This window comes from Streptomyces changanensis (assembly GCF_024600715.1).
GTDB classification, from domain to species: domain Bacteria; phylum Actinomycetota; class Actinomycetes; order Streptomycetales; family Streptomycetaceae; genus Streptomyces; species Streptomyces changanensis.
The window spans coordinates 5,782,515-5,804,363 of sequence record NZ_CP102332.1 but is presented as its reverse complement, the minus strand read 5'-3'; the positions used below and the strand labels follow the sequence as shown (position 1 = coordinate 5,804,363).

Below are 21,849 nucleotides of genomic sequence, written 5' to 3'. Positions count from 1 at the left end.
ATGCGGCGTGACCGGGGCGGCCTGACCGGGGCGGTACGGGGCCGCGTGCGGCCGAGGCCGGAGGCTGGCGGACCAGCGCGGCGTGACTACGGCGGCCGGACGCCGGGCGGCACGGGGCCGCGTGCGGCCGAGGCCGGGGACTGGCGGACCAGCGCGGCGTGACTACGGCGGCCGGACGCCGGGCGGCACGGGACCGCGTGCGGCCGAGGCCGGAGGCTGGCGGACCGGCGCGGCGTGACCGGGGTAGCCGGATGCCGGGCGGCACGGGACCGCGAGCGGACGGACCTGGGTGGCCGAACGCGGGCGGTGCCGGACCGGGGGCTGACGGAGACCGGCGCGGCGTGACCGGAGTAGCCGGATGCCGGGCGACACGAGACCGCGAGCGGACGGACCTCGGTGGCCGAACGCGGGCGGTGCCGGACCGGGGGCGGCCGGATCGGGGCGGCCGTCTGCCGGGCGACACGAGACCGCGTGCGGCATGACCGCGTGCGGCCCGACCGGGCGGTGCGGGACGTGGGTGCGGTCTGGCCGGGCGGCCGGATGCCCGACGGTACGGGACGACCGCGTACGGCCGGACCGGGTGCGGGTCGGACGTCGGGCAGCCGGACGGCGGAAGGTACCGGCCCCGGCGTACGGGGCCGGGTCACCGGGGCGGCCGGACGCCGGGTGGTTGCGGGTCCGGACTGCGGGCGGGCTGCGCCCGGTCCGGACTCCGTGCGCGGCGGGCCCGGTCCGGACTCCGTGCGCGGCGGGCCCGGTGCCGCCCCGCGCGGATGGGCGGCACGGGTGGCCGGTGGGGTCAGGGGCAGCGCGGTACCGGCCGCGCGGCCGTGACGTGGTAGGCAGCGCGGGCGTCGAGCAGCAGCGGCACCAGCGCGCGCAGCGACTGCCGCAGCGGTACCAGGCGGCCGTCGCCGTCGGGCACGGACCGGATGCCGTGCAGGGCCAGTTCGTCGCCCCACTCGGCGTACTGAGCGGCGTCGAGCCGGTAGGCGCAGGGCGGGTCGGCGAGGACCTCGGACGGCTCGGGCGGGTCGTTGTCGGCGCCGCCCAGCAGGACCGGGCCGCGGTCGGCGTACCCGGCGACGCGGGCCGTCGCGGTGGCGGCGGCGATCCGGGCGCGCCGCTGGGTGACGTGGGCGAACGCCCCCTCCAGCGCGGCGAGCTGGCTGTCGACGCGCCGCCGGTTGTCGGGGGCCGGATCGTCTCCCCCGGGGGGCGTGAGAGGTTCGACGCGTGTCTCGACGAGGAGGCCCACGCTGTGCTTGACGCCGGTGGTGTTGCGCAGGATGCGCTCCTGGCCGTCGCCGGCGACCTGGCGGATCGGTTCACCGGTGACCGGGTCGGTCCAGATGCCGTAGACACCGGTGCTGAAGCCCGCGCGGGCGGCGGTGGGGCGGACGTACCGTTCGGAGAGGGTGTGCGCCTCGTCGTGGACGGCGGTGGCGGTGTTGGGGTTGCGGGGCCACAGGGAGAGCAGGTCCTTGGCGTAGTACGGCGGGGTGGATCCGTACTCGTGCAGGTCGACGACGACGTGCGGGCGGTGGTCCCGCAGGACGCGGGTGAGCGCGCGGGCCTCCGCGGTGCGCAGGGCGATGTGGTCGCGGTTGACGTCGATGTCGTCGGCGTTGTGGCGGGTGTCGGCGGCGCGGCCGTCGGGGTTGGCGGTGGGGACGACGAGGACGGTGGTGCGGGCGAGAAAGTCGCGGGTGTGCGCGTCCCGGGCGTGGGCCAGGTCGCGGACGGTGGTGAGGCACGCCTCGCGGCCCGACGGCTCGTCGCCGTGCTGGCTGCACACGAGGAGCACGGTGGTGGGCGCGGCGGGGGACGCCGTGACCCGCACCAGCCGGAGCGGGCGGCCCTGGCGCGTGGTGCCGATGGTGGTCAGCGTGGCCCGGTCGCTGCCCCGGTCGACGGCGGCGAGGAAGCGCTGCTCCTCGTCGAGGGTGGTCCAGCGGGCACCGCCGCTGGTCTCGAAACCGGTGCGGGGCGGTGGGGCGGCCGGGGTGGCCTGGGCGGGTCCGAGCGCGGTCAGCGGCAGGGTCAGGGCGGTCGTGCAGGCGGCGAGGGCGGCCAGGGTGCGCCGGCGCAGGGTCATCGGGCGGCTCCCGGGAGCAGGGGACGGGTGCGGGGCGGGAGTGGCGCGGCCACTCCGGTGAGCGGGGCGGTGACCCCGCGCGGGATGGCCGCCCCGTCGACGGGGCCTGCGTCGGGGCCCACGACAGGGCTGGTGGCGGCGTCGGCGGCGCGGTCGGCGGCGGATCCGGTGGCGGCGTCGGCGGCGGCGCCTGCGACGGGCCCGCTGGCGGCGCCGGTGGTGGGCCCGCCGGCGGGGTCGAGCGTCGGGCCGGAGCTGTCACCGGCGGCCGGGACCCGGCCGGAACCGTCGCCGGAGGCCGGGACCGGGCCGGCGGTGGCACCCGCGGCGGGCCCGGAGGCCGGGGCCGGCGGGCCCGGCGGGGTCGGGAGGGTGGCGCGGGCGAAGGCCGGTGCGCCGCCGACGACGGGGACGCGGACGCTCGTGCGGGTCAGGTCGAGGGTCAGCGTGGGCCTGGACGGCGGTGCCTCCACGAGGCCCTCGTCGGTCCCCGCGACGATCAGCGCGAGCCGGTGCCCGGCCGGGACGACGTGGTCGGTGAGGTGCAGGTCGAGGGTGAGGGCGTGCGCGGCGCCCGGGGTGAGGGGGCGGCCCCGGTCAGGGTCGGCCCACGTGCCGAGGTCGGCCCAGCCGCGGCTGACGACGGTGAAGTCGACATCGGCCGTCCTCGCCGCGGTCTCCTTGAAGCAGGCGCTGTCGCCGGGGGTGCTCGCTCCCCAGCAGGTGCGGTGGGCGAGGGTGGTGATCCCCTCGCCGGGCGCCGTGTAGTCGCGGATGGTCGCCGGTCCGACGTCGACGAGGACGGCCGTCAGGTGGGCGCTGGTGGTGTCGGGCGTGGCGGTGACCGTCACGGTGGCCGATCCGGCGAGGCGCAGGTCCCGGGTGAGGGGGCGGGTGGTGAAGGCGGTCTTCGCGGGGGTCGGGGTGTCGATCCGGGCGGCCCAGTCGAGCTCGCCGAGCGACGGGTCGTCGGTGAACGCCGCCGTCGCGCCGGCCGGTGCCGGGCGGAGCCCGAGGATGCCGGGACCGCCGGGGGTGCGGCCCGGTGCGGGGCGCAGCGTCGTGGCGGCGGTGGCGGCCGGCGGCCAGGCGCGGTCGGTGGTCCACCGGTCCGGGGCGCGCTCGACGTCGGCCATCGGCTCCCGGTCGACGCCGTTGTCGTATCCGAGGAGGTGGTGGTCGAACCACCGGTGCAGGGTGCGGACCCACGCGGCGCGGCGGAAGTCGAAGGGGTCGACGTGACCCGTCCGGGAGAGCCAGATCCGCCGTTCGACGCCGTGCGCGGCGAGGGCGTCCCACCACCGGCCGAGGTGCCCGCTGCGGACGTTGAGGTCCTGCAGGCCGTGGACGGCGAGGACGCTCGCCCGGACGCGGGAGGCGTCGGGTACGTAGTCGCGCTCCGCCCAGAGCGGGGTCCGGTCGCCGGAGCGGGGGGCGCCCTCGACGAGGCGGCGCTGGACGGAGGCGCAGCGCCCGCGCGCCTCGGCGCTGTCGACGTGGTGCGCGAGCCGGTCGGGGCCGGAGCCGTGGAGGGGGGCGCCCTGGCTGAAGTAGTAGTCGTACCAGGAGGAGATGGCGCCGATCGGCACGATGGTCCGCAGGCCCCGGACGCCGGTCGCGGCGACGCCGTTGGCGACCGTGCCGTCCCAGCTCTTGCCGATCATGCCGGTGTCGCCGGTGGACCAGCGCGTGGCGTGGGCGCGGGTCGTGCCGGTGCGGGTCGTGTAGGCGCGGGCGCGCCCGCCGAGCCAGTCGACGACGGCCTTCGCGGAGAGGACGTCGGAGCGGCCGCCGACGTCGACGCAGCCGTCGGAGCGGTTGGTCCCGGCGAGGTCGACGGCGACGTACGCGTAGCCGCGGGGCACGAAGTAGTTGTCGTAGTGGAGCGGGAGGAGGACGGGGGCGCCGTTCGTGTCGTACGTCTTCTTCTGGCTCTCGTTGCCGCGGCCGCAGCAGGAGTAGTACGGGCTGGCGTCCATGATGACGGGGACGCGCAGTCCGTGCGCGGTCGCGCGCGGCCGGACGACGTCGGCGGCCACCCGGTCGGTCCTGCCGTCGCCGTCGCCGTCGAGGCCGGTGTCCACCCAGACGGACTCGCGGACGGCGTCGTCGTAGGAGTGGACGGGCCGGGACTCGGTGGGGCGCGGGGGCGGGGCGCCGTGGGCGCCGGCGGCCGGGAGGAGGACGGAGGCGAGGGCGACCGCGACGGTCACCGCCGCCGCTCCGCGGGGTGTGGGGGTCCCGCCCGTGCGGGCGGCGGGGCCGAGGGCGTGGGGGAGGGATCTCCGCGTGCGTATCGGCATGGGCGGACGGTACTGCCGTCAACTCCCGCACAGAAGAGGGCGATAGGGGGCGTTCGGCGACCAAGGGGACACAGCGGGTGCGGGGGGCTCATGTCGGCCGGATGGCGATCGTGTGACGGCGGGGGCCATGGACATGACTGCGACCGCGGAGCTGAATAGCGTTCAGCTCATCAGATCGTTCTACGACTTGGAGGGTCTTACGTGCACCGCAGACTGATCGTCCCGGGCGCGATCGCGGCCTCCCTGATGCTGGCGATCCCGGCGTCGGCCGCGAACTTCCAGCCGGGGGCACCGGGCATCGGCGATCCCTACTACCCGGCCAGCGGCAACGGCGGATACGACGTCGGCCACTACGACCTGCGGCTCAAGTACCAGCCGGCGACGGACCTGCTGGAGGGGACGGCGACGCTCATCGCCACCCCGACGCAGGACCTGTCGCGCTTCAACCTCGACCTCGGCCTGACGACGCACGAGGTGCGGGTCAACGGCCGCAAGGCGGAGTTCCGGACGTCGGGTGCCCAGGAGCTGGAGGTCACCCCCGCCTCGCCGCTGCCGAGGAACCGACCGGTTTCGGTCGTCGTGCGGTACTCCGGCAAGCCGTCCGAGGTGAAGATCGGCGGATGGACCGCCTGGCACCGCACCCCGGACGGCGGGGTCGCCGCGCAGGAGCCGGACTCCGCCGCGTGGTGGTTCCCGTCCAACGACCACCCGCTCGACAAGGCCACCTTCGACGTCTCGGTCTCCGTCCCGGACGGCACGCAGGCGATCAGCAACGGCGTGCTCCAGTCGCAGAGCTCGCGGCTCGGCTGGACGCGCTTCAACTGGCGCTCCGACAAGCCGCAGGCGACCTACCTGGCCACCCTCGCGGTCGGCAGGTTCGACATCACGACCGACACCACCGCCGGCGGCCTGCCCGTCCTCAACGCCTACAGCAAGGACCTCGGGGCGAACGCGGGCGCCGCCCGGGCCAGCCTGGAGCGCACGGCGGAGGTCGCGGAGTGGCTGGAGGAGGTCTTCGGCCCGTACCCGTTCAACGCCCTCGGCGGGTACGTCCCCAACGTGCGCAGCGGGTACGCGCTGGAGACGCAGACCCGGCCCTTCTACAGCCCGCGCCAGTTCGCGAGCGGCTCCAACGTCTCGGTGGTCGTCCACGAGCTGGCCCACCAGTGGTACGGCGACAGCGTGTCCGTCGAGGGGTGGAAGGACATCTGGATCAACGAGGGCTTCGCCCGGTACAGCCAGTGGCTCTGGTCCGAGAAGGAGGGCGAGGGCACCGCGCAGGAGCTGGCGGACTGGGTGTACGCCTCCCGTCCGGCCGACGACCCGTTCTGGACGGTCAAGCCGGGCGACCCGGGACCGGACGACCAGTTCCACGTGGCCGTCTACGACCGGGGCGCCCTGGCCCTCCAGGCGCTGCGGAACGAGATCGGTGACGAGGACTTCTTCCGGATCCTGAAGGGCTGGCCGACCGAGCGGGCCTACGGCAACGCGGAGGTCGCCGACTTCGTCGCCTACGCGGAGCGGATCTCCGGCAAGCGGCTCGGCGCCCTCTTCGACACCTGGCTGTACCAGCCGTCGAAGCCGCAGGCCCCGGCCGCCACCGGGGACCGGACGGCCGCGCGGTCGGCGGCGCCGGCCGTGGCGGACCCGGCGCCCGCGGCGCCCCCGAAGTCGTGGGCGAAGATCGCCGCGACGAACACCGTGCACGACACCGGCCACCCGGTCCACGAGGGGGGTCACCGCCACTGACAGCTCTCGCGGACGCGCGGTGCGGCGTGGGGCGGCTGCGGCGTCGCGCGCGGCGCCCGGGTCCGGTGGGGCCGTTCGCGCGTCGCTGCCTGCCGCGGCACGTCACGGGGCGCCGGCCGGTGGGTGGGGTCGGGGCCGCGGTGGGTCACCTCCTCGGGGTCGGCGGCCTCGGGTACCGCGGAAGTCACCCCGCTGACGCCGCCAACCCCTGCGGGGGCGACCCACCACGGCCCCTCCGTCGCCGTCCGGCGGGTGCGGGTCGACGTGCCGATCCGACATCCGGGCCGGGGCCTCGGCCCGCCGCGCCGGCCGGGCCCCGGTGACCAAGGGGGTGAGAGCGCTCTCACGTCCTTGGTCACCGGATATTCTGACCGGTGTACGCCGCGTCGCACCGCCCCGAGGAGTCCGCTGTGCCCGATCCGACCCCCGGGGCCCGTCCCACGCTCGAAGCCGTCGCGGCCCGCGCCGGTGTCTCCCGGGCGACGGTGTCCCGCGTCGTCAACGGCGGGGCGGGGGTGCGCCGGCCGCTGGTGGACCGGGTGCGCCGGGCCGTCGAGGAGCTCGGGTACATCCCCAACCACGCGGCGCGGACGCTGGTGACCCGGCGCAACGGCGCCGTGGCGGTGATCATCGCCGAGCCGGAGTTCCGGATCTTCTCCGACCCGTTCTTCGAGCAGCAGGTGCGCGGCATCAGCCGCGAGCTGACGGCGCACGACTCGCAGCTCGTGCTGCTCTGGGTGGAAGGCGCGGGCGACTACGAGCGGATCGCCCGCTACCTGGGCGGCGGCCACGTCGACGGCGCGCTCGCCTTCTCCGTGCACGACGACGACGAGCTGCCCGCGATCGTCCGCCGGGTGCAGGTGCCGACCGTCTTCGGCGGCCGGCCCGGCTGGCCGGGGGCCACCGGGGAGCCGGCCGTGCCGTACGTGGACGCCGACAACCGCGGCGGCGCCCGGGAGGCCGTGCGCTACCTGGTCGGCCAGGGGCGCCGGCGGATCGCGCACATCGCGGGGCCGCGCGACCAGACGTCGGCGACGGACCGGCTCGCCGGGTACCGGGACGTGCTGCTGGACGCCGACCCGGGTCTGGTGGCCCAGGGCGACTTCACGGAGGGCAGCGGCGCCGTGGCGATGGCCGGGCTGCTGGACCGGCGGCCCGACCTGGACGCGGTGTTCGCGGCCAACGACCTGATGGCCTCGGGAGCCCTGCGGGTGCTCCGGGAGCGCGGGCTGCGGGTGCCGCAGGACGTGGCGGTGGTCGGCTTCGACGACATGGAGTCCGTCGCCGCGGCGACGGACCCGCCGTTGACGACGGTCCGCCAGGACATCGAGGGGATGGGCCGGCTCATGGTGCGGCTGCTGATGCGGGCGCTCCACCCGGACGGCGGGCCCGGGGCGACGGACGCCGCCCCGGGCTCGGTGATCACGCCGACGGAGCTGGTCCGCCGGGCCTCCGCGTGAACGCCGGGGGGTGTTCTGCCGGACGCCGGGAGCCCGGAACGGTCGGCACGACACCCCCCACGTGCGGGACGCCCCCTACGTATACGGGATGACCAGCACCGACCGGTCCGTGCCCGTCTGGAGGCGCGCCGTGGAGGTGCCGATGGCGTGCCACACCTCCAGCCGAACGGTGCCGTCGCGGAGGTCGCCGAGCGTTCCGGTCACCGCCTTCGGTCCGCTCCCCTGGGTGTACTCCTCCCAGCCGGTCACCGGGTCCGTCGCGAAGTAGTGGTACGTCTCCGTGCGGTCGACGGTGCCGTCGCCGGTGAGGTCGTAGCTCACGCGGGCCTGCTGTCCGAGGCCGACGGCCGTGCCGGCGTCGACCTGGAGGCGGAAGGCCGTCGCGGCGCCGGGCCGCAGGGTGCCGTTGACACCCTTGGCCTCGTAGACGAGCGGCCGGTGCGGGGTGCCGTCGTGGTTGGCGCCGCCGGCCGAGGCGATGGTGTCGGCGCCGGCCTGCGCCCCCGTCGCGGTGGTCAGCGTGCCGCCGGTGCGCAGCTGGAAGGTGTCGCCGGTGGACGGCCCCGGTTCGCCCGGGCCGCCGGGATCGGTGCCGGTGCCGGTGGCGGTGGAGCGGGCCGGGACGGTGAGCTTCGCGCCGTCCGAGAAGGTGACCGTCCGGGCCGTCGAGCCGTGGTTGTGGGCGGCGTAGGTACGAACGGCGCCCTTGGTGAAGACGGCCGAGGTGGGCAGGTCGCCCGCCACCGTGGCGTCCGGCGCGCCCAGGGTGTCGAGGGTCGTGAGCCAGTGGTACGTGTGCGCCTTCGACTCGCCCTGCTCCGGGGTGTACCCGGCGTGCTGCGCGTCCCACTTGGCCTTGGCGGCCGCCGGGTCGGCGAGCGACTGGAACTCCCACAGGATGTCGCGCCACTCGACGGCCTGGCCGCCGTTCTCGCGCTCCATCTCGGCGATGTTGCGGCGGATGGCGTCCTTGCGGGCGGCGAGGTGGAGGGAGCCGCCGGTCACGGGGAGGACGTTGATGCCGTGGATCTCCTCGGGGTTGGCGGTCCACCAGGTGGAGTAGGCGGCGCCGCTCCCCCACACCATGCCGGCCGTGTCGTGGCCGAAGGAGGCCGGGAAGACCTGCTGGTCGGCGTCGAACCAGTACTGGGCGATGGCCTCGGACTCGGTGGTCAGCAGGAAGGTGCCCAGGTCGCGCAGGGCCGTGTCACCGGTGGCCGCGCCCCACAGGACGAGGCCGGCGCTGAGGTTGGTGGACTCCGACGACGACTCCTGGTTGTTGCCGGCCGCGAAGCCCTGGTGGCCGGAGGCCCAGCTGTGCCCGGCGTACACGTCGAAGCCGCGCAGGAAGGGGAAGGCGGCGTCGGTGCGGCTGGGGTTGGCGGCGTCCCGGACGAGGGTCTTCACCATGGTGCCCCACGCCGGGTCGGCGGCCCAGGACGGGTCGTACTGGGCGACGATCGCCGCGGCGTAGACGTAGTACGAGTAGTGGAAGTGGTGGTCGTTGAGCTCGGTGTCGCTGCCGTAGGAGGCCGGGTAGCCGGTGAGGGTCTTCCACGTCCGGTCGTAGGAGAACTCGCTCGGGCCACCCGCGGTGAACCACTCCTGGAGCCGGCCCTTGAGCAGGCCGACCAGCCGGTCGCGGGTCGCCGTCTCACCGATCTGCTCGGCGACGGGGACGAGCTGGGCGAGCCGGCCGAGGGCCTTGCCGGTCCAGTAGGTGTCGGTGGCGCCGGAGAACGGGTCGGGGGCGTTCACCACCTCGGCGAGGTAACCGCGCAGCCGGGCCGGGTCGGTGCCGGAGGCCCGGGGCAGGGCGGGCAGGACGGCCGCGGCGCGCTGGGCGGTGGTGAAGGTGCGGGACTCGCGGACCTTCATCGTGCCGCGCGGCGAGACATACGTGTACGCCGTGAGGGGGTCGGCGGTGTGCAGCCACTGGTGGCGGTAGAGGGCCTGGAGGGTGCCGGTCTCCGTGCCCTCCTGGGGCTGGGTGGTGAGGGTGTAGGTGGCGCGTACGGTGCCGCCGGCGGAGCTCCAGGTGGCCTGGGAGCCGGTGACGAAGCTGTAGGCGTACTTGCGGAAGGCGGCCAGGGCGTCCGTGGACGGCAGGACGGCGAGCGAGAAGTAGTCCTTGCCGCCCAGACCGGCCGTGAGGGAGGAGCCGGAGACCGTCCAGTCGCTGCCGGTGGGGGCGAAGAGGGCGTAGTGGTGGCCGTTGACGGTGATGCCGAGGACGTGGCCCTGGTCGGCGAAGACCGTGGGCGGGGCGGCGGTGGTGACGCTGGCGCTGCCGCCGCTGCCCTTGGCGTACACGAAGGGCAGGCCGTGGCCGATGGTGGTGCGCAGGGTGCGCGTGCCGTCGGACCAGTACGGGGTGACGGTCCAGTCCGACCAGGCGTCGGCCCGGGTGTCGGGGGCGTTGAGGCCGGTCAGGCCGAGGGTGAGGTCGCGCTTGTGGGCGAACTCGTACTGGCGGCCGTCGCCGACGACGGCGGGCGTGGTCGGGTAGCCCACGTCGAGGCCGGCGGCGGTGGCCTGGTACGTGAGCGGGTGGCCGTACATGGGCGTCGAGTACGGGTTGTCGCCGTAGCGCTGGAAGGCGAGGGACGACCACCAGTCGTTGGTCGGGACCGGCTTGCCGGCCGCGGCGGGGGTGAGCTTGGGGGTGACGGGGGCGCCCGTGTTGGTGGTGGGGCCCGACGTGCCGGGTGGCCGGGTGTCGGAGTAGCTGCCCGCGCCGGCCGGGACCGTGGCGGCGGCCGCGGGGGAGGCGGCCGGGCCGGTCAGTCCCACGGCGGCGAGGGCCGCGGCGAGCGTGAGGACGCCTGAGCGGGGGGTTCTCATGGGGGTCACCTCGAGTGAGGGCGGCGGGAGGACGCTCCGAGAGCGCTCTCAAGTGCCTGGAACGTAAAACTCCTGAAACATTGCTGTCAATACACGGAACGTGGGGCCGAGTTGGTGCCATGCACCGCCGTTATCCGTTCGAGTCTTGACGGGGAACGGCCCGCCGAGGCACGCTCCCTGGACCTTCTTGAGAGCGCTCTCACGGTTCCTGTGGTCGGTCCCGTGGTCGCTCCCGTGGGGTGTTCCCCGCTCGATCGAAGCCAAGGAGGCTTCCCATGCCCATCGCCCGAGCCGCCAGAAGGGCCGCCGTCCGACTCGGTGCGGTCGTGCTGACCGGGACCCTGCTCGCCGCCTGCGGATCCGGCGCCGACGGCGCGTCCGACGCCGCCGGCGGCGGGGTCACGCTGACCGTCGACCTGTTCGGCTCGTTCGGCTACAAGGAGGCCGGGCTGTACGCGGAGTACGAGAAGCTGCACCCCGGGGTGACGATCAAGCAGACCGACACGGAGGACGAGCAGGACTACTGGAAGTCCCTCCAGACCCGCCTCGCGGGGGGCGGCGGGCTGGCCGACGTCCAGGGCGTCGAGGTCGGCCGCATCGCCTCCGTCACGCAGCAGCAGGCCGACAAGTTCGAGGACCTGGCCAAGTACGGCGCGAAGGACCTCAAGGACCAGTTCGCCGAGGCCAAGTGGTCGGCGGCCACCACCAGGGACGGCCGCGTCCTGGGCCTCGGCACCGACGTGGGCCCCGAGGCGATGTGCTACCGCACCGACCTGTTCGCCGAGGCCGGTCTGCCCACCGACCGCGAGGAACTCGCCCGCGCGTGGGCCACCTGGGACGGGTACCTGGAGCTCGGCAGGCAGTACAAGGCGAAGGCGCCCCGCGGGAGCGCCTGGCTGGACAGCGTGGGCAGCCTCTACACGATCATGATCGGCCAGGAGGAGGAGCGGTATTACGACGCCTCCGGGAAGCTGATCTACGAGGAGAACCCGGCCGTCAAGGCCGCGTGGGACGCCGCCACCGAGGCCGCCGACGCCGGGCTGAGCGCCAAGCTCGACCAATGGTCACCGCAGTGGAACCAGGCCTTCGCCGCCGGGTCCTTCGCGACCATCCCCTGCCCCGCCTGGATGCTCGGCTACATCAAGGGCCAGGCCGGCGACGCCGGCAAGGGCAAGTGGGACATCGCCAAGCTCCCCGGCGGCGCGGGCAACTGGGGCGGCTCGTACCTGACCGTGCCGCGCGCGGCCCAGCACAAGAAGGAGGCGTACGAGCTGATCACGTGGCTGACGGCGCCCGAGCAGCAGGCGAAGCTCTTCCGCAAGCAGGGCAACTTCCCCTCGTCGACCGGCGCCATCGCGAAGGTCGCCGACGCGAAGGACCCGTACTTCTCCGGCGCCCCGATCGGCAGGATCTTCGGCGACGCCGCGAAGGCCGCGCCCGTCCAGGTCCTCGGCGTGCACGACAAGAACGTCGCCGACCAGATCACCAACGCGCTGAGCGAGGTCGAGCGCAAGGGCACGGCGCCCGACAAGGCATGGGCCAACGCGCGGAAGGGCGTCGCGAACGTCATGGGCTGACGGCCGGTCCCGTTCGGCGGCGGCCCGTACCGCCCCGAGCCGGCTCCCGCCGGGCGCTGCCCGTCCGGCGGGGGGCCGGCCGGCTCACGGCCCCGGAGCGGGGAGCGGTCCCCACCGGACCGCCCCGCCCCCGTCCCGGCCCGTCCGCACCGCCCGTCCCGTCCGCACCGCCCGTCCTGTCCGCATACACGCACCGCGCGCACTCCGGGTAGGTCCGGCACCTCCCGCACCCCCCGTACCTCCCGTACCTCCCGTACCTCCGCAGACCGCTCCCCGAAGGGCCGCCCCGTGACCCTCACCGCCCCGGCGGGCACCGCCGCGCCTCCGACACCCCCTCCGGCCAGGGCCGCACGCCCCTCGGCGGTGCGGCGGGCCTGGCGGACCGTCTCGCCGTACGCCTTCATCGCCCCGTTCTTCACCCTCTTCGCCGCCTTCGGCCTCTTCCCGCTCCTCTACACCGCGTTCGTCTCGCTCTACCGGGTGGAGCTGCAGACCCCGGGCGACATGGAGTGGCGGGGCCTCGGCAACTACACGGCGCTCTTCACCGACGAGTTCTTCTGGATCTCGCTGCGCAACACCTTCACCATCGGCGTGCTGTCGACCGTGCCGCAGCTCGTCATGGCGCTCGGCCTGGCGCACCTGCTCAACTACCGGCTGCGCGGCCGGACCTTCTTCCGCACCGCGATGCTGCTCCCGTACGCGACCAGCGTCGCCGCGGCCACGCTCGTCTTCGCCCAGCTCTTCGGCCGCGACTTCGGTCTGGTCAACTACGTCCTCGGGCTGGTCGGCTTCGGCCCGGTCGACTGGCAGACCGGCACGGTCGCCTCGCAGATCGCGGTGTCCACCATCGTCATCTGGCGGTGGACCGGCTACAACGCCCTGATCTACCTGGCCGGCATGCAGTCCATCCCCAGCGAGCTGTACGAGGCCGCGGAGATGGACGGGGCGTCCCGGTGGCGGCAGTTCGTGCACGTCACGCTGCCGGGGCTGCGGCCCACCATCGTCTTCACGGTCGTCGTGTCGACGATCGGCGCCACCCAGCTGTTCGGCGAGCCGCTGCTCTACGAGGGCTCGATCTCCGGCGGCATCTCGCACCAGTACCAGACGCTCGGCCTGTACATGTACGAGCAGGGCTGGGGCTTCTTCCACCTGGGCCGGGCCGCGGCCATCGCCTGGGTGATGTTCCTGCTCATCGTGGTGCTCGTGGGGGTCAACGCCCTCCTCGCGCGCCGCCGCACCCGCAAGGAGGCCCGCCGATGACCACCCGCGCGGGGCGCACGCTGCACGGCGGCAAGGTCGCGTACGCCATCCTGATCGTCGCCGTCCTCGTCTCGGCCTTCCCCTTCTACTGGACCATCGTCGCCGCCAGCCGGTCCAACGCCGACCTGGCGCAGGTGCCGCCCACGCTGCTGCCCGGCCCCAACCTGCTGCGCAACGTCGAGGCGGTGCTGGAGGAGGCGGACATCGGCACGGCCCTGCTCAACTCGCTGGTCGTGTCCGGGTCCATCACCGTGGGCACCGTGCTGTGCTGCACGCTCGCCGGCTTCGCCTTCGCCAAGCTCCGCTTCCGCGGGCGGGGCGCCCTGCTGACGATCACGGTCGGCACGATGATGATCCCGCCGCAGCTCGGGGTGATCCCGCTGTTCATGCTGATCGCCGAACTCGGCTGGGTGAACCAGCTCCAGTCGGTGATCCTGCCGGGCCTGGTCTCGGCGTTCGGCGTGTTCTTCATGCGGCAGTTCCTCGTGCAGGCGCTGCCCGACGAGCTCATCGAGGCGGCTCGCGTCGACGGGGCGTCCACCGCGCGGATCTTCTGGTCGATCGTCGTGCCCATCGCCCGGCCCGGCATGGCCGTCCTCGGCCTGCTGACCTTCATGGCCGCCTGGAACGACTTCTTCTGGCCGATCGTCGCGCTCTCCTCGCAGAACCCGACCGTCCAGGTCGCGCTGCGCCAGCTCGGCGGCGGCTACGTCCACGACCAGTCCGTGATCATGGCGGGCACACTGCTCGGCACACTGCCCGTGCTGCTCGTCTTCGGCCTGCTGGGCCGGCAGATCGTCGGCGGCATCATGCAGGGCGCGGTCAAGGGCTGACCCGCACCCCGCCGCCGGCCCCGCCGCACCGCCCCCGCCCGGTTCTCCGGCGCCATCCCACACACCTCCGGGAGTTCCCCCCTCATGACCGCTGCCGACGTCCAGTCCCGCCCGCCGGCGGGGCTCGCCTTCCCCACCGGGTTCCGCTGGGGCACGGCCACCGCCGCCTACCAGATCGAGGGCGCCGCCGCCGAGGACGGCCGCGCCCCGTCCATCTGGGACACCTTCAGCCGCGTCCCCGGCAAGGTCCGCAACGGCGACACCGGGGACATCGCCGCCGACCACTACCACCGGATGACCGAGGACGTCGCCCTCATGCGGGACCTGGGCGTCACCGACTACCGGTTCTCCGTCGCCTGGCCCCGGGTGCAGCCCACCGGGCGGGGCCCGGCCCTGCAGAAGGGCCTCGACTTCTACCGGCGGCTCGTCGACGAGCTGCGCGCGGCGGGCATCCGGCCCGTCGCCACGCTGTACCACTGGGACCTGCCGCAGGAGCTGGAGGACGGCGGGGGCTGGCCGCACCGGGAGACCGCCGAGCGGTTCGCCGAGTACGCCTCGCTCGTGGCCGGCGCCCTCGGCGACCGGGTCGCCACCTGGACGACGCTGAACGAGCCGTGGTGCGCCGCGTTCCTCGGCTACGCCTCCGGCGTGCACGCCCCGGGCCGTACGGACCCGGCCGCGTCCCTGCGCGCCGCCCACCACTTCAACCTGGCGCACGGGCTCGCCGTGGGGGCGCTGCGGGCGGCGCTCCCCGCGTCGACCGAGGTGTCGCTGACGCTGAACCTGCACGCGGTGCGGCCGCTGACCGGGTCGGAGGCGGACGGGGACGCGGCCCGCCGCGTCGACGCGCTCGGCAACCGGGTGTTCCTGGACCCGGTGTTCCACGGGCGACTGCCCGAGGACCTGGTCGCGGACACCGCGGCGCTGACGGACTGGTCGTTCGTCCGGGACGGCGACCTGGCGGCGGCCTCGGCGCCCGTCGACTCGCTGGGCATCAACTACTACTCCCCCACGGTCGTCGCGGCGGGCACCCACGAGGGCCCGTCGCCCTGGCCGGGCGCGGAGCGGCACGTGCGCTTCGAGCCGGCGCCGGGGCCGCGCACGGCCATGGACTGGCCGGTGGACGCGGACGGCCTCCACGAGCTGCTGACGCGGCTGCGCGACGAACTCCCCCACGTCCCGCTGATGGTCACCGAGAACGGCGCGGCGTACGACGACTACGCCGACCCGTCGGGCGAGGTCCACGACCCGGAGCGGGTGGCGTATCTGCGCCAGCACCTGGCGGCCGTGCACCGCGCGCTCGCGGACGGCGTCGACGTGCGCGGGTACTTCCTGTGGTCGCTGTTGGACAACTTCGAGTGGGCGTACGGCTACGGCAAGCGGTTCGGCGTCGTCCACGTGGACTTCGCGTCACAGCGGCGCACGCCGAAGGACAGCGCGCGCTGGTACGGGGAGGTCATCGCACGGGGCGGTCTGCCGCAGTGAGCGGGACCGGCCCGGCGTCCCGGCCGCGCCGGTGGGCGCGGCGGGCGCGGCGCGCGAGCGGCAGGTAGCGCAACCGCTCGGGGAGTGCGGGCACCACGGCCCGCACGACCCGGGAGAGCCGCCGCAGCCGCCGCTCCTGGGCCGGCGACCACTCCAGGCCGATCGCCGCGCGCGCGTCGGGCGGCATGAACCCGACGGTGACGAAGGCCCGGAAGCGGGCGAGGCGCGGCCACACGAGGGGCCACAGGGCGCGCAGCAGCAGCCGCAGCGGCAGGGGCCCGCGATCGGGCGGCGGCAGCGGGTCGCCCGTCACCACCAGGTCCCGCACGACGGGGGTGAACTCGACCTCCTCGGCGAGCATCCGGCGGTAGTACGGCCAGAACTCCTCGGCGGTCTGCGGCATGTCCCGGTCACGGATGCCGAGGACGCGCCCCACCCGCAGCCACTCGGCGTACAGCTGCCGTTCCTGCTCCGGGGTCATGGGCCGCACCAGGTAGCGCAGGGCGTGGTGCTGGACGGGGAACCCGGTGGCGTGGACCCAGGCGTAGGTCTCGGGCCGCAGCGCGTGGTACGGGCGGCCGCGGGTGTCCGTGCCCGAGATCGTGCCGTGCAGCCGGCGCAGGCGCCGCCCCTCCTCGGCGGCTGCCTCCCCGCCGTACACCCACAGTTGGAGCGAGCGCAGGGAACGCTCCCCGCGGCCCCAGGGGTCGGTGCGGAACACGGAGTGCTCGTCGACGCCGGCACCGACGGCCGGGTGCGCGACCTGGAGGGCGAGGGCGGCGGGCAGCATGAGCAGGCCCCTGACGTCCCCCGCGAGGCTCCACAGGACCCCGCCGGGAGGCGGCGGCTGCGGGTGTGCGGGGGGTGTCGTCATCGGTGTCGCTCCAGGTCCGTCCGGTGTCCGCGGGGTGGACCTCCAGTATGCGATCGGTGGCGGTACGGGGGGTTCCGGGCTCTCGGCGGGCGCGGAGGGGAGGGTTCTCCGGCCCGCCCGGTCTCCGCAAGATCTCCTCCACCCGGGATCTACCGGAGGGTAACCGCGGCTGCTTTGATGTGCCGCGCCGAGACCCGCCCCCACGTCCCCGGGAGTCCCCGTGCCGCGCCCCGCCCACCCCTCCGTGCCGCGCCCCGCCCGCACGTCCACGCCTCGCCCCGCCGGCCCCTGCGTGGCGCGTCCCGATCCGCGCCGCGCGCCGCGCGCCGTCCTGTCGGCCGCGGTGTCCGCCGCGCTCGCCGCGCTCTCCCTCACCGCCACGGCCCCGCAGGCGGCCGCCGCCCCGGAGGCGACGCCCCGCCTCACGGTCCTCACGTACAACGCCTTCCTCTTCAATCGCGCCCTGTACCCCAACTGGGGCCAGGACCACCGGGCGAAGGCGATACCCGCGGCGCCGTTCTTCGAGGGCAACGACGTGGTCGTCGTCCAGGAGGCGTTCGACAACACCTCCTCGGACGCGCTGCGCCGCAACGCCTCGGCCCGGTACCCGCACCAGACGCCCGTCATGGGCCGCGGCACGTCCGGGTGGGACGCGACGGGCGGCGCGTACTCGTCGACCACGCCGGAGGACGGCGGGGTGACGGTGCTCAGCAAGTGGCCGATCGTCCGCAAGGAGCAGTACGTCTACAAGGACGCGTGCGGCGCGGACTGGTACTCCAACAAGGGCTTCGTCTACGCGGTCCTGGACGTCGGCGGCTCCCGTGTCCACGTCGTCGGCACACACGCCCAGTCGACGGACCCCGGCTGCGCGGCGGGCGAGGCGGCGCGGGTGCGCTCCCGGCAGTTCCGGGCGCTGGACGCCTTCCTGGACGCGAAGGCCATCCCGGCCTCCGAGCAGGTGATCGTGGCGGGCGACCTGAACGTCGACACGCGGACGCCGGAGTACGCGACGATGCTCGCCGACGCGGGCCTGGCGGCTGCGGACGCCCGCACCGGCCACCCCTACTCGTTCGACACCACGGAGAACTCCATCGCGGCCGATCGCTACCCCGGCGACCCGCGCGAGGACCTCGACCACGTCCTGCACCGCGCGGGCCACGCCCGCCCGGCAGGCTGGACGAACCACGTGCTCGCGGAGCGCAGCGCGCCGTGGACGGTGTCGAGTTGGGGCCGCGACCACACGTACACGAACCTCTCCGACCACTACCCGGTGACGGGCCACGCGGCCCCCTGAGGAGCGGCGCCGGCCTTCCCGTCGTCCCGACCACTCCCCCGAGCCGGACCGGCCGGACACCCCCTAGCGGGGGTCCCTGCGCATGCACCAGGTGCGGGGGCCTCCGTCGGGGAGCCGGACGTCGGCCGTGACCCCGAAGCCGAGGCGCTCGTAGAAGCGTACGTTCCGCTCGCTGGAGGTCTCCAGGAACGCCGGGTACCCGGCCCGCGCGGCCGCCTCGATGCCGGGGGCCAGCACCGCGCCGCCGAGGCCCCGCCCCTGGGCCGCGGGGGCGACCGCCACCGTGTCGAGGAACCAGACCGGCTCCTTCGGTCGGTGCGGGGCGACGGCCCGCTCCGCGGACTCGTAGGCGGCCGCCCGGTCACCGGTCAGGTCACCGAGCAGGGGGCCGATCTCCGCGAAGGCGGGCGAGGGGTCCCGGTCGGGGGTGGACCAGACGGCGACGGCCCGGCCCGCGTCGGCCACCCAGACACGGCCGTACACCATGCCGACGCGGGTCAGGCACAGCTCCTGGAAAGCGCGGATCCGCTCCTCGTGGTCGTCCGCGGCGATCACGTGCCGCGTGTAGGGATAGTCGGTGAAGGCCCGCGTGAGGGTGTCGACCGCCGTCGGGACGTCGGCGTCGGCGAGGGGGCGTACGGACGCGTGGTCAGGGTGCCGGGACATACCCGAGGAAACGATCTCGGTGCGGGGACGGTTCCCACGCACCCCGCACCCTTCCCGCGCACCCCCCCCCGGCCCTTCCCGCACCCTTCCGGCGCCCTTCCCGCACGCGGCGGATAGCATCGGCGCGTGAACACCTACTGGCACGTCGTCCTGCCGCCGCTCTGCGCCTGATCGGGCGCAGACACCGACGGCTTTGACCTCCGTCCCCGACCGGCCCGCAGGGCAGTCAGGGTTTCTTGTCGTGCGCCCGTTTCGGATCAGTCCACTGACGCATTCGACGACGGAAGATCACGACAGTGCCGAACCGCACGTCCCCCCTGACTCCCGCGCGCCCGGCGACCGCCGGCCCGCGCCCCTCCCGCGCCGGTGTCCTCGGCGGCCCCGCGCCCATCCTCGGCTCGGCCGTGCTGTGGGGCACGACCGGGACCGCCGCGTCCTTCGCCCCGGCCGGCGCGTCGCCGGCGACCATCGGCTGCGCCGGTCTCGTCCTCGGCGGCATCCTGCTGTTCCTCACCTCCCGGGGCGCCCGCTCGCTGCCGGCCGCCTGCACACCCCGCGAGCGGCGGCTGCTGGCCCTGGGCGCGGTGGCGGTGGCGGGGTATCCGGTCACCTTCTACCCGGCGACCGCCCGGACCGGGGTGGCGGTGGCCACCGTGATCGCGTTGGGCAGCGCCCCGGTCTTCGCCGGGCTGCTCTCCTGGGCCACCGAACGGACGCGGCCCACCACCCGCTGGACGGGCGCCACCGCGGCCGCCGTCCTGGGTTGCGCCCTCCTGGTGCTGGGCCCCTCGCTCACCGCCCGCGCCACACCGGTGGACCCCGCGGGCGTGGCGCTGGCCGCGTGCGCCGGGCTGTCGTACGCCGTCTACGCCCTGATCGCGGCCCGGCTCATCAGCCGCGGGAGGCCGTCCGGCGCGGTGATGGGGGTGCTGTTCGGCGCGGCGGGGCTGCTGGTCACGCCGCTGGTGCTGATGCTGGGCGCGCACTGGCTCGCCACGGCGCGCGGCGCGACCGTGGCCGTGTACCTGGCCGTGTTCACCGTCTACCTCACCTACCGGCTCTACGGGCGCGGGCTGCGCCACACGTCGGCGTCGGTGGCCACGTCGCTGACCCTGCCCGAGCCCGCCGTCGCCGCGGTCCTGGGCGTCACCGTGCTCGGTGAACGCCTGCCGGCCGTCTCCTGGTGCGGGCTGGCCGTCCTGACCGGGGGCCTGGTCCTGCTGACCGTGCCCGCCGGCGCCGGCCGCCGGGTCGGTGGCGGCAACCGGCGCCGGCAGCCGGGGCGGTAGTCGCCGGGCGCCGCGGCACCGGCGGCGCCCGCCTTCCGTCAGGGCTCGTACACGTACGGGGTCGTGGTGGAGAGGGTGGTGAAGCCCAGGCGGTGCAGGATGGGGCGGCTGTCGGCGGAGGCGTCGACCTGGAGCCAGTCGTAGCCGCGGGCGGCGGCGGTGCGGGCGCGGTGGGCCACGAGGGCGCGGTAGACGCCCCTGCCGCGCCACTCCGGTACGGTGCCGCCGCCCCACAGGCCGGCGAAGGGCACGCCGGGGAGCATCTCCAGGCGGGCCGAGCTGATCGGCCGGTCCCCCGCCACGGCGAGGACGACGGCGACCGTGTCCGGCCGGTCCACGAGCCGGGCGAGCAGCCGCTGCCGCAGCAGCGTGCCGTCCGTGCCGAACGCCCGCTCGTGGACCTCCGCCACGAGGTCCATCCCGGCCGCGTCGGTGACCGGGAGGAGTTCCACGCCCTCGGGCGGCGCGGTGTCGATGGCGGCGCCGGCCGTCCCGGCGACCATGAGCGCCTCCCGGGGCTCGGCCCGGAAACCGGCGGCGACGAGCCGGTCGGCGAGGTCGGCCGGCTCGTCGTGGGCGTACAGCTTCCACTCGAAGTCCCGTCCGAGGGCGGTGTAGTGGCGGATCTGCTCCTCGACGGCCCGGTCCGCCGTCCCGGCGGTCAGGGCGCTCCACAACACGCCGTTCCACGCCTCGGCGGGGCCCGTCTGCCGGACGACCTCCCCCACCCGTTCCACGCGGCAGCCCGATCCGTCGGGCCGGGCCTCCCGCCTCATCCACCGGTCGTACAGCGCGCGTACCGCTTCCTCGTCCATGGGGGCAGCCGACCACCACGGGCGCGGGGCGGCAACGGATTTTCACCCGGCCCGCCATGGGGTACGTTGAACGTGTTCAAATACTTCGTCGAACGGGGGCAGGCACCATGGACACCGCACTGGACGGACGACCGCGGCGGGTACACGGGATCCAGCGCTTCGTCGCGGTCCTGGCCGCACTGGCGACCCTACCCGCGCTCGTCCTGGGCTTCGACGCCGGCCTCGGCGGCCTCTTCCTCGCCACGGCCCTGCCCGTCGCGGCGCCCCTCCTGCTCCTGCGTCACCCGCGCGCCTTCGGCTGGACGTGCGCGCTGCTGGGGCTCGCCCTCGCGGTGTGGGGCTTCGTCGGGGCCATGGGCGGGATGTTCTTCTTCCTCCCCTCGGCGGTGCTGCTCATGATCGCTCCCGCCGTCGGCCCCCGCTGACCCACCGGCCCGCCCACGGCGGCGCCGCGGGGGCGCGGTGGCCGCGGGGTTTCACAGGGGTGGTGCGACAGCAATACTGTTGCACCAGTGCGACACCAGCGTGGAAGCGAGGGCCCCTTGGCGACCGAGACGCAGCAGCCGGCGTTCACCGTGGACGAGCTCGCCGCCCGGGCCGGCGTCACCGTCCGGACGATCCGCTTCTACGGCACCCGCGGACTGCTCCCGCCGCCGGTCCTCGGCCCCCGCCGGGTGGGGCGGTACGGGCCCGAGCACCTCGCGCGGCTGGCACTGATCGAGGAGCTCCAGCACCAGGGCATGACGCTCGCCGCGATCGAGCGGTACCTGGAGCAGCTGCCGCCCGACGTGAACGCGCACGACCTGGCGATCCACCGGGCGCTGGTGGCGACCTGGGCGCCGGACTCCGTGGAGCGGCTGTCCCGCGCCGAGCTGGAGCGGCGGGCCGGGCGGCGGCTGACGGACGCCGACATGGACCTGCTCGCCGCGATGGACGTGCTGACCGGCCCCGACGAGGACGAAACCCTGCGCGTCGACCTGGGGCTGCTGCGCCTCGGCGTACAACTGCTCGACGTGCCGATCCCGCACGCGACGATCGTGGCCGCCCGCGCGGTGCTGGTGGAGCACACGCGCGAGGCGGCGCACGAGCTGACCCGGCTCTTCCGCGACGAGGTGTGGAGCCCGTACCGGGAGCGGGAGGCCGACCCCGAGGACCCGCAGCACGTGCGGGCGATGAAGTCGCTCTCCGCGCACATGCAGCCGCTGGTGGTGCAGGCGCTGGTCACCGCCTTCCAGCGGTCGCTGACCGAGGAGCTCCGGGCCGCCTTCCGCGCCCCGGAGTGACCCGGGCGCTCGGGGCCGG

16 protein-coding genes are annotated in these 21,849 nt (G+C 75.0%); 10 read left to right on the top strand and 6 right to left on the bottom strand.

Going from position 1 to position 21,849, the window contains the following annotated elements:
• Positions 1-799: 799 nt before the first annotated feature.
• Together NRO40_RS25330 and NRO40_RS25325 are read right to left on the bottom strand one after the other, a co-directional pair.
• Positions 800-2,098, bottom strand: coding sequence for a M14 family metallopeptidase (locus tag NRO40_RS25330; protein WP_058945501.1), 1,299 nt, complete (start codon positions 2,096-2,098; stop codon positions 800-802).
• Entirely contained in the window at positions 2,095-4,401 is a 2,307-nt protein-coding gene (locus NRO40_RS25325) for a Xaa-Pro dipeptidyl-peptidase (RefSeq protein WP_257375510.1), read from the bottom strand. The genes NRO40_RS25330 and NRO40_RS25325 overlap by 4 nt, the downstream gene beginning before the upstream one ends.
• Positions 4,402-4,602: 201 nt before the next feature.
• Between NRO40_RS25325 and NRO40_RS25320 the strand changes: the two genes are divergently transcribed.
• Positions 4,603-6,150, top strand: a complete 1,548-nt coding sequence (locus NRO40_RS25320) for a M1 family metallopeptidase (protein ID WP_058941543.1) — start codon at positions 4,603-4,605, stop codon at positions 6,148-6,150.
• A gap of 410 nt (positions 6,151-6,560) precedes the next feature.
• Positions 6,561-7,610, top strand: a complete 1,050-nt coding sequence (locus NRO40_RS25315; RefSeq protein ID WP_058941602.1) for a LacI family DNA-binding transcriptional regulator — start codon at positions 6,561-6,563, stop codon at positions 7,608-7,610.
• A gap of 75 nt (positions 7,611-7,685) precedes the next feature.
• On the opposite strand, the gene NRO40_RS25310 is transcribed toward NRO40_RS25315, so the two are convergent.
• On the bottom strand, positions 7,686-10,454 hold the full coding sequence (locus tag NRO40_RS25310; protein ID WP_058941544.1) for a glycosyl hydrolase: 2,769 nt from the start codon (positions 10,452-10,454) through the stop codon (positions 7,686-7,688).
• A 275-nt stretch (positions 10,455-10,729) separates the two neighbouring features.
• On the opposite strand from NRO40_RS25310, the gene NRO40_RS25305 reads away from it, so the two are divergent.
• The 4 genes from NRO40_RS25305 to NRO40_RS25290 all read left to right on the top strand — a co-directional run bounded on the left by NRO40_RS25305 (position 10,730) and on the right by NRO40_RS25290 (position 15,609).
• A complete protein-coding gene (locus NRO40_RS25305; RefSeq protein WP_058941545.1) occupies positions 10,730-12,031 on the top strand; it encodes an ABC transporter substrate-binding protein in 1,302 nt (433 codons plus the stop codon).
• Positions 12,032-12,319: 288 nt separating this feature from the next.
• Positions 12,320-13,291: a carbohydrate ABC transporter permease gene (locus tag NRO40_RS25300; RefSeq protein ID WP_058941546.1), complete on the top strand. Its 972-nt coding sequence runs from the start codon at positions 12,320-12,322 to the stop codon at positions 13,289-13,291.
• Positions 13,288-14,124 (top strand): carbohydrate ABC transporter permease, encoded by an 837-nt coding sequence (locus NRO40_RS25295; RefSeq protein WP_058941547.1) that lies wholly within the window; start codon positions 13,288-13,290, stop codon positions 14,122-14,124. The genes NRO40_RS25300 and NRO40_RS25295 overlap by 4 nt, the downstream gene beginning before the upstream one ends.
• Positions 14,125-14,208: 84 nt before the next feature.
• Entirely contained in the window at positions 14,209-15,609 is a 1,401-nt protein-coding gene (locus tag NRO40_RS25290; RefSeq protein WP_058941548.1) for a GH1 family beta-glucosidase, read from the top strand.
• Here NRO40_RS25290 and NRO40_RS25285 read toward each other — a convergent pair.
• Complete coding sequence (locus tag NRO40_RS25285) at positions 15,581-16,483, bottom strand: oxygenase MpaB family protein (protein ID WP_058941549.1); 903 nt, start codon at positions 16,481-16,483, stop codon at positions 15,581-15,583. The genes NRO40_RS25290 and NRO40_RS25285 overlap by 29 nt on opposite strands.
• Before the next feature lie 331 nt (positions 16,484-16,814).
• Here NRO40_RS25285 and sph point away from each other — a divergent pair, with 331 nt between their 5' ends.
• On the top strand, positions 16,815-17,777 hold the full coding sequence (gene sph, locus NRO40_RS25280; RefSeq protein ID WP_232791017.1) for a sphingomyelin phosphodiesterase: 963 nt from the start codon (positions 16,815-16,817) through the stop codon (positions 17,775-17,777).
• Positions 17,778-17,840: 63 nt separating this feature from the next.
• Here the strand turns inward: sph and NRO40_RS25275 are convergent, their stop codons facing one another.
• Positions 17,841-18,443, bottom strand: a complete 603-nt coding sequence (locus tag NRO40_RS25275) for a GNAT family N-acetyltransferase (RefSeq protein WP_058941550.1) — start codon at positions 18,441-18,443, stop codon at positions 17,841-17,843.
• Positions 18,444-18,739: 296 nt separating this feature from the next.
• Between NRO40_RS25275 and NRO40_RS25270 the strand changes: the two genes are divergently transcribed.
• Positions 18,740-19,732: a DMT family transporter gene (locus NRO40_RS25270; RefSeq protein ID WP_079046955.1), complete on the top strand. Its 993-nt coding sequence runs from the start codon at positions 18,740-18,742 to the stop codon at positions 19,730-19,732.
• A 38-nt stretch (positions 19,733-19,770) separates the two neighbouring features.
• Here the strand turns inward: NRO40_RS25270 and NRO40_RS25265 are convergent, their stop codons facing one another.
• Positions 19,771-20,547, bottom strand: coding sequence for a GNAT family N-acetyltransferase (locus tag NRO40_RS25265; RefSeq protein ID WP_058941551.1), 777 nt, complete (start codon positions 20,545-20,547; stop codon positions 19,771-19,773).
• A 107-nt stretch (positions 20,548-20,654) separates the two neighbouring features.
• Here NRO40_RS25265 and NRO40_RS25260 point away from each other — a divergent pair, with 107 nt between their 5' ends.
• Together NRO40_RS25260 and NRO40_RS25255 are read left to right on the top strand one after the other, a co-directional pair.
• Entirely contained in the window at positions 20,655-20,972 is a 318-nt protein-coding gene (locus NRO40_RS25260; RefSeq protein WP_058941552.1) for a hypothetical protein, read from the top strand.
• A gap of 117 nt (positions 20,973-21,089) precedes the next feature.
• On the top strand, positions 21,090-21,830 hold the full coding sequence (locus NRO40_RS25255) for a MerR family transcriptional regulator (RefSeq protein WP_058941553.1): 741 nt from the start codon (positions 21,090-21,092) through the stop codon (positions 21,828-21,830).
• The last annotated feature ends 19 nt before the right edge of the window (positions 21,831-21,849 follow it).